The following is a 15,156-nucleotide window of genomic DNA, read 5'->3' as shown; positions in this document are numbered from 1 at the left end:
CGTTGGACCGGTCGAAGACCACAGCCGCGGTTCCGTCTTAGTCAGCATGAAAACCGAACGGGCATTGTGGAGGGTTCGGTCGAGCGACTGCAGTCAACCGGGGGTTTGAACGGTGAACCTCATGGTTGGGAAGTTGGATGCAGCCTGGTGAACACGCCCTTCCGCTTACGCGCGGACAGCTAGATATCTGGCTTGCGCAGGAGATCTGCCGCCCCGGCACGGAGTGGCAGATCGGCCTCTTCGTCAGGATCGACGGCCGGGTCGACCGTGATGCCCTGAAGTCGGCGATCCGCCAATCGGTAGAAGAAGCCGAACCGACCAGGGTCTGTTTCACCGAGGCGAACGGTCAGGTCTTCCAACGCCCGATCGCCTACCCCAGCATCGAACTGGCCTTTCACGACTTGAGCGGTTCGAGCGACGCCATCGAAGAGGCCCGGCAGATGGCGTTGTCGATCCAACGAACGCCGATGGCGTTCGCGGGTCCGCTGTTCCGATTCGCCCTCTTCCGGACCCGCGCGGACCAGTACCACTTGTTCGCGTGCTGCCACCGCATCATCGTCGACAGAACCGGCGTCGCGCTCCTCGCGCACCGCATCGCCTCCGTCTACTCCGCCATAGTCTCAGGCGCTCCGATCGGGCCGGCCCCGTTCGGCTCCCTGCAGGATCTTCTCGACTGCGAGTCACGGTACGAAGCGTCCGGCGACTACCGGAACGACGAGGCGTACTGGGTCCAGAACCTGCCCGCGATCGACGCGGGACCGCATCGGGCCCCCCACGCGAACGGTGAGCGCGATCCCTGGCCGTCCGCGCCGGTCGCGTTGGACTCCGGAATCCTCCGCTGCGTTCACAAGCTGTCCCCGACATGGGGCGTGTCCCCGACGTCGATCATCACCGCGGCGTGCGCGCTGGTGGTGCGTGGCTGGACCGGCGGTGCCTCGGAGGTGGTCCTCGACTTCCCGGTCGACCGGCGAGTGCGCCCGGAATCGAAAACGCTCCCCGGCATGGTGGCCGGGGTGGTGCCGCTGGTATTGCGGGTCGCGCCCGAACTCACGGTCACCGATTTCTGCCGGCACGTCGACACCCGGATTCGTGAAGCCGTTGAACACCAACGGTTTCCGGTGCAGGCGCTGGAACGCAAAGCCCGCGGCCCGGCCGAACCCGCCGAGCGGGTGGGTGTCAATTTCATCCCCTCCGATTTCCCCCTGCCCTTCGGCGGTGTCACCGCCTCGGCGTCCTACACCGACAGCGGCCAGGTCAGTGGCTTCGGGCTGATCTTCTCCGGTGACGGGGACCGGCTTTTCCTCAGCACGGCGGGCGCGTGGGAAGCCTTCTCCGGCTTCGAGGCATCGCAGTTGGCCCGCCGCCTGCAGCGGGTGCTGGTGGCGCTGACCGCGGATCCGACGCGGCGGCTGCTGTCGATCGAGGTGCTCGACGAGCCGGAGCGGGCCCGGCCGGCCAGGTGCGGCCATCGACACTTGGCCCCGCGCATCGGCACCGGCGGGACTGGGCCGGCACCATTGGCGGCTTGCGAACGCCCGGCCACGATCCCGCTGTCCTTCGCCCAGTCCCGGCTGTGGTTCATCGACCAACTGCACGGGCCGTCGCCCGTCCACAACGTGGCGGCGGCGCTTCGACTTCAAGGGCGCCTCGACACCGACGCCTTGCGTGCCGCACTGGGCGACGTGGTGGCGCGGCACGAAAGTCTTCGCACCGTCTTCATCGCACCCGAGGGAAATCCCGAGCAGATCGTGCTGCCGCCCACCCCCTCAACCGTCAAGTGGGAGGTGGTCGAGACCGACGGCTGGTCCGCAAGCCGGTTGCAGGAGGCCATCGAGGCGGCGGCGCGCTACGCGTTTGATTTGTCGGCCGAAACTCCTTTTCGTACAACACTTTTCCGTGTGGGTTGCGATGCGCATGTGTTGGTCGCGGTGGCTCATGGTATCGCCGCGGATGGGTGGTCGATCACGCCGTTGGCGCGTGATCTGGGGTTGGCTTATGCCAGCCGTTCGGCGGGCAGCGCGCCGGGATGGGCGCCGTTGGCGGTGCAGTATGTGGATTACACGTTGTGGCAGCGGACGCGGTTCCGGGATTTGGGGGATCCGCACAGTGCGATTGCCGCGCCGTTGGCGTATTGGCTTGATGCGTTGGCGGGGATGCCGGAGCGTTTGGAGTTGCCCACGGATCGGCCGTATCCGGCGGTGGCCGATTATCGGGGCGCGCGGGTGGTGGTGGAGTGGCCGGCGGCGTTGCAGCAGCGGGTGCGCGCGGTGGCTGGTGCGCATAATGCCAGCAGTTTCATGGTGGTGCAGGCCGCGTTGGCGGTGGTGTTGGGCCGGTTGGGTGCGAGTTCAGATGTGGCGGTCGGGTTTCCGATCGCGGGGCGGCGCGAGCCCGGGCTTGCCGAGTTGGTCGGGTCTTTCGTCAACACGTTGGTGTTGCGCACCGATCTGAGCGGTGATCCCACGGTTGCGCAGTTGTTGGCTCAGGTGCAGCAACGGTGCCTGGCCGCCTATGAGCACCAGGACGTGCCCTTCGAAGTCCTTGTCGAACGGCTGCACCCCAGCCGCAGCCTGACCCACCACCCCCTCATCCAAGTCGTCCTGGCCTGGCAGGCCGAAGACTTCGCCGAGGTGCAGCTGGGCGACCTGAAGGTAACCCCATTGCCCACCGAGACCCGCGGCGCGCGAACGGATCTAGTGTTCTCGCTGGCCGAACGCTGGACCGAGGACGGGCGGCCCGCCGGCATCGGCGGGACGGTGGAATACCGCACCGACGTGTACAACACCGCCCGCATCGAGGCGCTGGCCACCCAACTGCACGACGTGTTGGTCGCGATGACCGCTGACCCCACGCGGCATCTCTCGTCGATCGATGTGCTTGATGCGGCCGAGCGTGCGCGTCTTGGGGTGATCGGCAATCGGGCGGTGCTGAGTGGGCCTGCGCCGGCGGGGGTGTCGATTCCGGAGTTATTCGCCGTGCGGGTGGATCGCGACCCGGAGGCGGTGGCGATCACCTGCGGGGACGGGTCGTGGACCTATGGCGAGGTGGATGAATCGTCGAATCGATTGGCGCGCTTGCTGATTGAATATGGCGCGGGCCCAGGGGAGTGCGTGGGGCTGGTGGCCGAGCGTTCGGCCAAGGCGGTGGTGGCGATCCTGGCCGTGCTCAAAACCGGGGCCGCCTACCTGCCCATCGACCCGGGACTCCCGGCGACCCGCATCGAGTACCTGCTCACCGACGCCCTACCGATCGCCGTCGTCACCACCGCGGGCGTGCGATCGCGGCTCGACGGATCAGCCGCGGCCGTCATCGAATTCGACGACCCCGAAATCGCGACACACTCGGGCGACCCGCTACCGGCGCCGTCTCCCGGGGACATCGCGTACGTCATCTACGCCTCGGGCACGGCCGGGGCGCCGAAGGGCGTGGCCGCAACCCACCACAACGTCACCCAGCTGGTGGCTTCGGCGCACGACGGGCTGGCACTGGGCCGGGTGTGGTCGCAGTGTCACCCGCTGGGCTTCGACTTTTCGGTGTGGGAGATCTTCGGGTCGCTGCTGAGCGGCGACCGGCTGGTGATCGTGCCCGACTCGGTGGTCCGCTCACCAGAAGACTTGCACACCATGCTGATTCGCGAGCAGGTCGACGTCTTGAGCCACACCCCTTCGGCCGTGGCAGCGTTGTCGCCGCAAGGTTTGGATTCGGTGGCGACGCTGGTGATGGCCGGTGAGCCATGCCCGTCTGAGGTGGTGGACCGGTGGGCGCCCGGGCGGGCGATGGTCAACCTATACGGACCCACCGAAACCACGAGGTGCGCGGCGATGACCGGGCCGCTGACCGCGAGGAGCGGAACACCGCCGCTCGGCTCGCCCATGCCCGGCGCGGCGCTGTTCGTGTTGGACGGCTGGCTCCGGCCGGTTCCGGCCGGTGTGGTCGGTGAGTTGTATGTGGCCGGCCGCGGTGTGGCGTGTGGGTATGCGGGCCGGTCGGGGTTGACCGCGGCCCGGTTCGTGGCATGTCCGTTCGAAGGGGTGGGTGCGCGGATGTATCGGACCGGGGATCTGGCGCGCTGGGGCGTCGGTGGGCAGCTGCAGTATGTGGGCCGTTGTGACGAGCAGGTCAAGATTCACGGATATCGCATCGGGTTGGGCGAGGTCCGCGCGGCGTTAACGGCTTTGGCTCGGGTGGACCGCGCGGCGGTGCTGGCGCGCGAGGATCGGCCCGGGGACAGGCGGCTGGTTGCCTACATCACCGGTCGTGCTGATCCGGCCGATGTTCGCGCACAGTTGACCGATCGGCTTCCCATCCACATGGTGCCGGCCGCGGTCGTCGCGCTCGACGAGTTGCCGTTGGCGCCCGACGGCACGCTGAACACCCGGGCCCTGCCCGCGCCCGACTACCAGGGCGCCGAGCACTCTCGCGCTCCCGGCGATGCCGTCGAAGAGATCCTGGCCGGAATCTATGCCCAGGTGCTGGGCGTGGAGCGGGTCGGCATCGACGACTCCTTTTTCGACCTCGGCGGGAACAGCATCTTGTCGATGCAGGTCGTGGCGCGGGCGCGGGCGGCCGGCGTCCGGTTCCGCCCGCGGGACGTCTTCGTCCAGCAGACGGTGGCCCGGCTGGCCCGGGTGGCCGGGGTGGCCGGGGTGTCCACCGGCGACGATGCGGTCGACGACGGTCTCGGCGACGTCGTCGCCACGCCGATCATGCGCTGGCTGCAGCAGCTCGACGGGCCGGTCGAACAGTTCAACCAGACCATGGTCGTTCAGGCCCCCGCCGGCGTCACCCGTGACGACGTGGCGGCGCTCCTGCAGGCCGTGCTCGATCGGCACCCGATGCTGCGGCTGAGCGTCGACGACGACGGTGCGGGTGGCTGGTCGCTGCAGGTGCCCGGGCCCGGCGCCGTCGACGCCCGCGGGTGTATGCACATCGTCGACGCGTTGTCCGAAGAGGCCTTGGTGGCGGCGCGGTCGCGGTTGAACCCGGCCGCGGGCGTGCTGCTGCGTGCGGTGTGGGCGGAGGCCACCGGGCGGCTGGCGTTGATCGTTCATCACCTGGCCGTCGACGGTGCGTCGTGGCGAATCCTGTTGGAGGACCTGAACATCGCATGGGTCCAGCAGCGCGGCGGCCTGCCGGTGGCGCTGCCAACTGGCGGTACGTCGTTCGCCCGGTGGTCCGCCCTGGTGGAGGAGCACGCCCGGCGGCCCGAGGTCGTCCAGCTGGCGGACGCCTGGCGGCGGGTAGCGGCGATCCCGGTCGCGTTGCCTGCGGTGCGCCCGGGGCTCGACACCTATCAGACGGCGCAGCACCTGTCGGTGGCGCTGGATACCGAGACCACTCGCATGTTGTTGGGGGCAGTGCCGGCGGCGTTCCACGCCGGTGTCCAGGATATTTTGGTGGTCGCCCTCGGGTTGGCGATCAACGAATTCCTGGGCACCGGCGCGCCGCTTTCCATCGACGTCGAGGGCCACGGCCGCGACGAAGACGTGGGCCCGGGCGTGGATCTGTCGCGCACCGTGGGGTGGTTCACCGCCAAATACCCGGTCGCGTTCAGCCTCGGTAAGCCGCCGTGGGACGGGGTCACCGCCGGTGCGGCCGAGCTCGGGGCGCTCGTCAAGGAGGCCAAGGAGCAGCTGCGTGCCCTGCCCGACGGGATTACCTACGGGTTGCTGCGTTATCTCAATGCCGAAGTGGCCCTTGATGATCCGGACCCGGCGATCGGATTCAACTACCTGGGTCGGCTGGGCGGCGCGGCGGAGTTGTCGGACGACCTGTGGCGGCCCGACCCCTGCGGTCCGACGTTCACCGCCGCGACCACGGCACTGCCCATTCCGCTCGGACATACGCTGGAGCTCAACGCCGGCATCATGGAAACGGCGAAGGGCCCACTCCTGCATGCCAATTGGATGTGGGCGCCGTCGGTCCTGGAGCACGGGCAGGTCCTCCGCCTCAGCCAGTTGTGGTGCGCCGCCCTGACCGGCATCTGCGCGCACGTGCGAAACGGCGGCGGCGGGTTGACCCCGTCGGACATCACTCCCGCCCGGCTGACCCAGCAGCAGATCGACGAGCTCTGCCGGCGACACCCGACCGCCGACGTGCTGCCGTTGACCCCGGTGCAGCAAGGACTGCTTTTCCACACCGGCTCCGGACGGGACCCGGGCGACGACGTGTACGCGGTGCAGCTCGACATCACCGTCTGCGGCCCGCTCGACCCACACCGCCTGTGCCAGGCGGTCCGCAACGTGGTCGACCGGCACCCCAACCTGGTGGCCCGGTTCAGCGAAGAGTTCGACGAGCCGGTGCAGATCATCCCGGCCGACCCCGCCATCGCCTGGCGCTACCTCCAGCTCGACGCCGACGATCCCGCCCCCGATCAGCGGATCGAGCAGCTGTGCGTCGCCGAGCGTGCCGCGGTGTGCGACCCGGCGACCCCCGCGGCCTTTCGGGCGGCGTTGGTCCGCACCACGACAGACCGGCATCGCCTTGTGCTGACCGTCCACCACATCGCGATGGACGGCTGGTCGCTGCCGATCGTGCTCCGGGAGATCTTCGCCGGTTACTACCAGGAGCCGCTGCCGGCCGCGACGCCGTACCGCAGCTACCTCACCTGGCTGGCCACCCGCGACGCGGCCGCGGCGCGGACGGCGTGGCGCCAGGTGCTCGACGGGTTCGACACCCCGACGCTGGTGCGCGCGCCGGGCCGGGCGGGGCGGCGCGGGGTCGCGACCTTCGCAGTGCCTGCGGACACCACGCGGGCCCTGAGCGCGCTGGCCCGCTCGTCGCACACCACCGTCAGCACCGTCCTGCAGGCCGGGTGGGCGCAGCTGCTGGCCTGGCTGACGGGGCAGGACGACGTGGTGTTCGGCGCGGTGGTGTCGGGCCGCCCGGCCGAGTTGCCCGGCGCCGAATCGATGGTGGGCCTGCTGGCCAACACGGTTCCGGTGCGGGCCAACATCACCCCGGCAACCACCGTCGCCGGCCTGCTCGACCAGCTGCGCCGCGCCCACAATCACACCCTCGAACACCAGCATCTCGCGCTGCCCGAAATTCACCGCGTAACCGGCCACGAGCGGCTGTTCGACACCTTGTTCGTGTACGAGGACTCTCCGATCGACACCGCCGCGCTGGCGGGCGCCCACGAAGTCGCCGTCACCGATTTCGCCAGCCGGGGGTTCACCCACTATCCCCTCTCGGTGCGGGCGGCGCCGGGCGAGGAACTGCGCCTGCGAGTCGAATTCGACACCGAGGTCTTCGACGCGGCCGGCATCGACGCGCTCGTCGAGCGGTTCCGCCGGGTGCTGGCGGCCATGACCGCCGACCCGACCGACCTACAACTGCTCGGATTGCTCTGAATGCGCAGGGCGCCAACGGTTTCGATCGGGCAGTCACGGCATCGCGGCGTTCGGGCAACGGGGCGGCGGTTCGTGACTAACATGGCCGATGATCGTGACGGTGTCCCGCCAGCACACGAAGGTGTTCACCATGACAACAGCTCGCGTGCCCAAACTGCCGCTCGATGAAGCCACGGCCGCCGCCGACGAAGCGGCCGTGCCCAACTACATGGCCGAGCTGAGCATCTTCCAGGTGCTGCTGAACCACCCGCCGCTGGCGCGCGCGATCAACGATCTGCTGGCCACCATGCTCTGGCACGGCGCGCTCGACCCGCGGTTGCGCGAGCTGGTGATCATGCGGATCGGCTGGCTCACCGCCTGCGACTACGAATGGACGCAGCACTGGCGGGTCGCGTCGCGGCTGGGCGTGGCGCCCGACGACCTGCTCGGCGTGCGCGACTGGCAGGCGCACGACGGGTTCGGGGCCGCCGAGCGGGCGGTGCTGGCCGCCACCGACGACGTGGTCCGCGACGGCGCGGTGAGCGCCGCAAGCTGGGCGGCCTGCGAGCGCGAATTGCAAGGCGACACAACGGTTCTCATCGAGCTGGTCACCGTGATCGGGGCGTGGCGGATGGTCTCGTCGATCCTGCAGAGCCTGCAGGTCCCGCTCGAAGAGGGCGTGTCCAGCTGGCCGCCGGACGGCCGGTCACCCGCCGAGGCCGTCGTCGATTGACATATCGATCGGTGGCTCTTTAGCGTCGGGCAATGCGTACCAGGGTCGCCGAAATGCTCGGCGTCGAGTTCCCCATCTGCGCGTTCAGCCACTGCCGCGATGTGGTGGCCGCGGTGACCAATGCGGGCGGGTTCGGCGTCCTCGGCGCGGTGGCGCACAGCCCCCAGCGGCTGGAGAACGAACTGACGTGGATTCAGGAGCAGACCGGCGGCAAGCCCTTCGGGGTGGACCTGCTGCTGCCACCGAAGTACGTCGGCGCGGATGAGGGTGGCATCGATGCCGCACAGGTGCGGGCGCGGCTGCCCGAGGAGCACCGCGCGTTCGTCGACGACATCCTCGCCCGCTACGGGATCACGGCCCCGCCCCAGGAGGCGCGGGGCCCCGCAGGCGGCCTCAACATCTCGCCGAAGGGTTACGAGCCCCTGCTGGAGGTGGCGTTCGCGCACCGCATCCGGCTGATCGCCAGCGCGCTCGGGCCGCCGCCCGCGGACCTGGTTGACCGCGCCCACGATCGTGACGTGCTGGTGGCAGCGCTGGCCGGCACCACGCGTCACGCCCAACGGCACGCGGCCGCCGGAGTCGACCTGATCGTGGCGCAGGGGACCGAGGCCGGGGGGCACACCGGCGAGGTCGCCACCATGGTCCTGGTGCCCGAGGTCGTCGACGCCGTGGCGCCGGTCCCCGTTCTCGCCGCAGGCGGGATCGCCCGCGGCCGCCAGGTCGCGGCGGCCCTGGCGCTCGGCGCCGAGGGCGTGTGGTGCGGGTCGGTGTGGCTGACCACCGAGGAGGCCGAGACGCCGCCGGTGGTCAAGGATAAGTTCCTGGCCGCCACCTCCTCGGACACCGTGCGGTCGCGATCGATGACCGGCAAGCCGGCGCGGATGCTGCGCACGGCCTGGACCGACGAATGGGACCGCCCGGGGAATCCCGAGCCCCTCGGCATGCCGCTGCAGACAGCGCTGGTCAGCGAGCCGCAGGTGCGCATCAACTCCGCGGCCGCGCACCCCGGGGCCAAGGCGCGCGAGCTGGCCACCTACTTCGTCGGCCAGGTGGTCGGCTCGCTCGACCGGGTTCGCCCCGCGCGAACGGTGATGCTCGACATGGTCGAGGAATTCATCGACACCATCGGGCGGCTCGACGGGCTCATCGAGAACTAAGACGCGTTTCGCGTGTGCGCCGACGGCTTTCGGGGTGCGCGCACGGCGACGACACGCCGACAACCTTCGCCCTGGACGCACACGCTTGGGCGCCGGCGCAAACACCAGATGAACATTCGGTGGCGTCCGGAGGAGCGCATACGCCCAGCTCAGCGGCCCGGTCCTGGCAGAATCCTGTGGGCCGGCCGCGCGGATTCGTAAAGATTGCGAAACCCCGCGCCGATGAGTTTGACCCCGTCGGACCCGTCGTGCATTATCGGTCGGGTAAGCACCTCGTTAGGTGAGGCGTCTACACGAATACAGGCCACTGACCCCGAACGTCGAAAGACGCCCCGGGTCAGGACAGCTCCTCCCGGCTTAAGGGTTGAGCCCAGGTGGCTTCCGGACAACCGGACACGTCGTGTGGTGCCAAAGCTCTGACGAGAGGGGTGCAGATTACCGGCGGTCGTCGGGTTTCTGCTCCTCATGCTGCGCGCAAATCGTGTGCGGACAACCGCATGCGTCGTGACCGCGAGGAGGTGAGGGACACATGAGTTCCAGCGATAGTCCGGACCGAAGTCCGAACTCCGTCTCGTCCCGATCCGGTCTCCGGCACGGCGTTCTCAGCTGAGGCGTCGCAAACGCTAACTGGCTTATCGGCCAAGCGTTCTGGGACCGGAACCGCGGCGGGACGGGGCACGTCAAATTCATTCAGTCCCCGTTCGAACCCGTCAGGAGACGACCATGACCGCAGCTCTGTACGACGAAGTGGTAACCGTAGCGCCCGCCCGCAAGTTGACGGTGGTGCGCGACGTCGAGACGACCAAGGCCCCCGCGCCCAAGAAGGCCACCCCGCGGGCCAACCCGCAGCCCGTCGTGGGCGACCCGTTGGTGGAGGGCGCCACCCGCCTGCTCAGCATCCCGCTGCGCCACCTGTACGCGGCCCTGCTGCGGGCCGGTGTGCTCGAAATTCAGGCCTGATCCGATGGACAGCGACCAACCAAGGCTCCAAGGGGCTACCCGGCCGCAGGTGTTTCCTGAGGCCAGGTAGCCCCTTGGGGTGCTCCGCCTGAGTAGAATCGGGCCATCGGCGTCGATCCGGCATCACCGGGGAGCCTTCGGAAGAACAGCCGGCATCTTTCTCGGGCCGGCTCAGTAGAACCGAACGGGTGGGCCCGTCACAGCCTTGAAACGAGCGGCCACGCCACGGCGTGGCAAGCGGGGTGGTACCGCGGCGCTCGCGCAGACAGCGCGTCGTCGTCCCCGGCCTGACCATAGGCACGCAGGAGACGACGCGTTGACAGAAAACGCTGAAGCCAGGGCTTATCCCAAGCTGGCGAGCGGCGCACCCGACTTCCCGGCTCTGGAACTCGAGGTCCTCGACTACTGGGCCCAAGACGACACTTTCCGCGCCAGCATCGCGCGCCGCGACGGCGCCGACGAGTACGTCTTTTACGACGGGCCGCCGTTCGCCAATGGCCTGCCGCACTACGGGCACCTGCTCACCGGCTACGTCAAGGACATCGTTCCGCGGTACCGCACCATGCGCGGCTACAAGGTGGAGCGCCGGTTCGGTTGGGACACGCATGGATTGCCCGCCGAGCTCGAGGTCGAGCGCCAACTCGGCATCAACGACAAATCTCAGATCGACGACATGGGGATCGCCGCGTTCAACGACGCGTGCCGCGCGTCGGTCTTGCGTTACACCGACGAATGGCAGGCGTACGTCACCCGCCAGGCCCGCTGGGTCGACTTCGACAACGACTACAAGACGCTCGACCTGCCCTACATGGAATCGGTCATTTGGGCGTTCAAGCAGCTCTGGGACAAGGGCCTGGCCTACGAGGGTTACCGCGTCCTGCCGTACTGCTGGCGCGACGAAACCCCGTTGTCCAACCACGAATTGCGCATGGACGACGACGTCTACCAGAGCCGGCAGGACCCGGCGCTGACGGTCGGATTCAAGGTGGTCGGCGGCGCGTTGGACGGCGCGCACCTGCTGGTGTGGACGACGACACCGTGGACGCTGCCGTCGAACCAGGCGGTCGCCGTCAACCCCGACGTGACCTACGTCGAGGTCCCATCCGGCGACCATCGTTTCGTGCTGGCGCAGCCGAGGCTGGCCGCCTACGCCCGCGAGCTGGGTGAGGAGCCCGAGATCCTGGGCACTTACCGGGGGGCCGACCTGCTGGGCACGCGCTACCTGCCGCCCTTCCCGTATTTCCTGGACAGCCCCAAGGCTTTTCAGGTGCTGCCGGGGGAGTTCGTCACCACCGAGGACGGCACCGGCATCGTGCACATGGCCCCGGCTTACGGCGAGGACGACATGGCGACCACCGACAAGGTGGGCATCGTGCCGGTGACGCCGGTCGATTCCAAGGGCCGCTTCGACGCCACGGTGCCGGATTATCAGGGGCAGCACGTCTTCGACGCCAACCCGTCCATCATCCGGGACCTGAAGAACGGCAGCGGCCCGGCGGCGGCGAACGGCGCGGTGCTGCTGCGCCACGAGACCTACGAGCACCCCTACCCGCACTGCTGGCGCTGCCGCAACCCGCTGATCTACCGGGCGGTGTCGTCGTGGTTCGTCGCGGTCACCGCATTCCGCGACCGCATGGTGGAGCTCAACCAGCAGATCACCTGGTATCCCGAACACGTCAAGGACGGCCAGTTCGGCAAGTGGCTGCAGGGCGCCCGCGACTGGTCGATCTCGCGAAACCGCTACTGGGGCAGCCCCATTCCGGTGTGGAAGTCCGACGACCCGGCCTACCCGCGCATCGACGTCTACGGCAGCCTCGACGAGCTGGAGCGCGATTTCGGGGTGCGGCCGACCAACTTGCACCGGCCCTACATCGACGAGCTGACCCGGCCCAACCCCGACGATCCCACCGGGCGCAGCACCATGCGACGCATCCCCGACGTGCTCGACGTGTGGTTCGACTCGGGCTCCATGCCGTACGCCCAGGTGCATTACCCGTTCGAGAATCGCGACTGGTTCGACGGGCACTATCCCGGCGACTTCATCGTCGAGTACATCGGGCAGACCCGCGGCTGGTTCTACACCCTGCACGTGCTGGCCACCGCGCTGTTCGACCGGCCGTCCTTCAAAACCTGTGTCGCGCACGGGATCGTGCTGGGCTCCGACGGACAGAAGATGAGCAAGTCGCTGCGCAACTACCCGGACGTCTCCGAGGTGTTCGACCGCGACGGCTCCGACGCGATGCGGTGGTTCCTGATGGCCTCCCCGATCCTGCGCGGCGGCAACCTCATCGTCACCGAGCAGGGCATCCGCGAGGGTGTGCGCCAGGTCCTGCTCCCGCTGTGGAATGCCTACAGCTTCCTGGCCCTCTACGCGCCCAAAGTCGGTACCTGGCGCACCGATTCGCGGCAGGTGCTGGACCGCTACATCCTGGCCAAGCTGGCCGAACTGCGCGACAACCTGACCCGCGAGATGGACACCTGTGACATCTCGCGGGCCTGCGAGCACCTGCGGCAGTTCACCGAGGCGTTGACGAATTGGTATGTGCGACGGTCGCGTTCGCGGTTCTGGGAGGAGGACCCCGACGCGATCGACACGCTGCACACCGTGCTCGAGGTGACGGCCAGGCTGGCCGCGCCGCTGCTCCCGTCGGTCACCGAGATCATCTGGCGCGGCCTCACCGGGGGGCGCTCGGTGCACCTGACCGATTGGCCGGACGAGGCGCTGCCCGCCGACCCCGGCCTGGTCGCCGCGATGGACCAGGTGCGCGAGGTGTGCTCGGCCGCGTCGTCGCTGCGCAAGGCCAAGAAGCTGCGCGTGCGCCTGCCGCTGCTGAAATTGACTGTGGCCGTTGAGAACCCGCGGAGCCTGGAGCCGTTCGTCGACCTGATCGCCGATGAGCTGAACGTCAAGAGCGTCGAGCTGACCGACGCGATCGACACCTACGGCCGGTTCGAGCTCACGGTCAACGCCCGGGTGGCGGGCCCGCGGCTGGGCAAGGACGTGCAGGCCGCCATCAAGGCCGTCAAGGCGGGGGAGGGCGTCGTCAACCCCGACGGAACCCTGACCGCGGGTCCCGCGGTGCTGTTGCCCGACGAGTACAGCTCCCGGCTGGTCGCCGCCGACCCGGAGTTCACCGCGGCCCTCCCTGGTGGGGCCGGGCTGGTGGTGCTCGACGGCACTGTGACACCGGAGCTGGAGGCCGAGGGCTGGGCCAAGGACCGCATCCGCGAACTGCAGGAGCTGCGCAAATCCACCGGCCTGGACGTGTCCGACCGGATCTCGGTGGTGATGTCGGTGCCCGCCGAGCGGGCCGACTGGGCGCGCACCCATGCCGACCTGATCGCCGGTGAGATCCTGGCCACCAGTTTCGAATTCGGTGAGCCGGGCGACGCCGTCGACATCGGTGACGGCGTCCGGGTGGCGATCACCAAAGCCTGACCGTGCGGTGTTAAGCGCGAGCTGCGGCAGTCGAGTCCTTGGCAAGGGCTACCGGGCTCGCGGTGGACGAGGTTCATCCGCTGACCGCGATGCACTGGGAGCCGCGGGCTGCCGTGGCTGAAGGCGAAAGCGCACGAGTCGGGGCGTCGGTAGTCGCACTCTCGCGAAGAGAAAAGTGTCCGCCCCAGCGGGGCTGGCCGCTCCTATCTGTGACAGCGGCCCATCGGGGGGCGCGACCAGGTTAAGGAACACGCCATGAGCACCATCGAAAACTTCAGGTCGACGACGTTCGCCGCCATCCCGCACGAGGACCTCACCGTCGCCGAGGCGTGGGCGTCGAGCCCGCTTGGCGACCCCGCGCTCGAGGACGGTTCGCTGTCGGGGACCGGCAATTCGGATGACTCCCCGGCCACGACCGTGACCGCGAAGCCGCGCCCGAGGGCAACGAACGCCGTGGTGGCCGGGGCCGTGGTGGCGGCGCTCGGGGCGGTCGCCGGGTTAGGCCTGGTGCTTTTCGACGGGTCGGGCGCCAAGGAGCAGAGGCCGGCCGTCGTGGTTCCGAATGCCAGCGTCGGCCCGGTGACGCCCCAAGCGCCCAGCGCGGTCGCGCCACCGCCCGCGGCGCCGGCCCCGGCGGCTGCGCCTCCCGACGCGGGGCACGTCTCGCCCGGGCCGGTCAACGGTGGGGACGCGCCCGTCGTGATCGCACCGGCGCCACTCGCACCGCCGGCGCCGGCGCCAGCCGCACCGGCGCCCCCGGCCGATCCGGGCCCCCCGCCGCCGCCCAACGTGACCGTCAACGTCCCGCCGGTAATAGTGCCGGTGCCGGTTCCGATACCGGTGCCGCCAAAGCAAGGTGGCAGCCAGCAAGGTGGCAGCCAACAAGGTGGCACTCAGCAGGGCGGCGGCCAGCCCGCGCCGAGCGGCCACGGGCCGATCCAGTGTTACGCCTGCCACCCGCCGGTCTCGCAACAGCCGGTTCAGCCGCAGCCGATCCACCCGCAGCCGCTGCGTCCCTGAGCGCGCTATCGGGCCGTTCGCGAGCGCAGCGCTCGGTGGGCGTGCGGCCAGAACGGCATGCCCGCCACGATGGTCGCGCCGGTGGCGATGAGCCCGACCGCGACGTCGACGCTCCGGCGGCCGTCGCGCGCCCAGTAGACGTCCTTGAGGTCCAAAAGCAGGGCGAGCTCGTCGACGATCATGGCGTTCGCGGCGCCGTACGCGACGGCCGCCGCGGGATGCCGCCGTTGCCTGTCGGTCCCGCGCAAGCCCACAGCGCCCACGATGGCCAGCATCGCGATGCCGATGTTGTAGTGGTGAAAGTGCCTCCCGCCCATCGACATACCCCCACCCGACGGGCCATGGCCGGCGCGGATCCAATGCGTGAGCGCCCGCAGTGCGGCGAACGTGAGCGTGAACGACGACCAGGCCAGCACCGTGGCCTGCTCGCCGGGTTGCAACCGCTGGTCCCATTGCCGGCGCAGGCGCTCCCACCGCGACCTCGGCGCGTCGGTGCCGTCAGGCTCCATACCCAAC

At 69.3% G+C, this 15,156-nt stretch carries 7 protein-coding genes and 1 riboswitch; of the genes, 6 read left to right on the top strand and 1 reads right to left on the bottom strand.

Annotated features, from left to right (window positions below; all coding sequences use genetic code 11):
- The first annotated feature begins 137 nt into the window (after positions 1 to 137).
- The 6 genes from ACEL92_RS15700 to ACEL92_RS15675 all read left to right on the top strand — a co-directional run bounded on the left by ACEL92_RS15700 (position 138) and on the right by ACEL92_RS15675 (position 14,640).
- A complete protein-coding gene (locus ACEL92_RS15700; protein WP_374021659.1) occupies positions 138 to 7,352 on the top strand; it encodes an amino acid adenylation domain-containing protein in 7,215 nt (2,404 codons plus the stop codon).
- Between the two features lie 130 nt (positions 7,353 to 7,482).
- Complete coding sequence (locus tag ACEL92_RS15695; protein ID WP_374021658.1) at positions 7,483 to 8,064, top strand: carboxymuconolactone decarboxylase family protein; 582 nt, start codon at positions 7,483 to 7,485, stop codon at positions 8,062 to 8,064.
- 32 nt (positions 8,065 to 8,096) lie between these two features.
- The gene (locus ACEL92_RS15690) at positions 8,097 to 9,221 is read left to right on the top strand and encodes an NAD(P)H-dependent flavin oxidoreductase (RefSeq protein WP_374021657.1); all 1,125 of its coding nucleotides are present in this window, start codon (positions 8,097 to 8,099) and stop codon (positions 9,219 to 9,221) included.
- Positions 9,222 to 9,486: 265 nt separating this feature from the next.
- A riboswitch (M-box (ykoK) riboswitch) is annotated at positions 9,487 to 9,656 on the top strand.
- A gap of 288 nt (positions 9,657 to 9,944) precedes the next feature.
- On the top strand, positions 9,945 to 10,181 hold the full coding sequence (locus ACEL92_RS15685) for an Rv1535 family protein (RefSeq protein ID WP_374021656.1): 237 nt from the start codon (positions 9,945 to 9,947) through the stop codon (positions 10,179 to 10,181).
- 316 nt (positions 10,182 to 10,497) lie between these two features.
- Positions 10,498 to 13,620, top strand: a complete 3,123-nt coding sequence (gene ileS / locus ACEL92_RS15680) for an isoleucine--tRNA ligase (RefSeq protein WP_374021655.1) — start codon at positions 10,498 to 10,500, stop codon at positions 13,618 to 13,620.
- Between the two features lie 255 nt (positions 13,621 to 13,875).
- Positions 13,876 to 14,640, top strand: coding sequence for a hypothetical protein (locus ACEL92_RS15675; protein ID WP_374021654.1), 765 nt, complete (start codon positions 13,876 to 13,878; stop codon positions 14,638 to 14,640).
- Positions 14,641 to 14,645: 5 nt separating this feature from the next.
- Here the strand turns inward: ACEL92_RS15675 and ACEL92_RS15670 are convergent, their stop codons facing one another.
- Complete coding sequence (locus tag ACEL92_RS15670) at positions 14,646 to 15,149, bottom strand: hypothetical protein (RefSeq protein ID WP_374021653.1); 504 nt, start codon at positions 15,147 to 15,149, stop codon at positions 14,646 to 14,648.
- Between the last annotated feature and the right edge of the window lie 7 nt (positions 15,150 to 15,156).

The organism is Mycobacterium hainanense (assembly GCF_041890355.1).
GTDB lineage: Bacteria > Actinomycetota > Actinomycetes > Mycobacteriales > Mycobacteriaceae > Mycobacterium > Mycobacterium hainanense.
The sequence above is the reverse complement of the archived record's forward strand: the minus strand, read 5'-3'. Positions and strand labels throughout refer to the sequence as shown.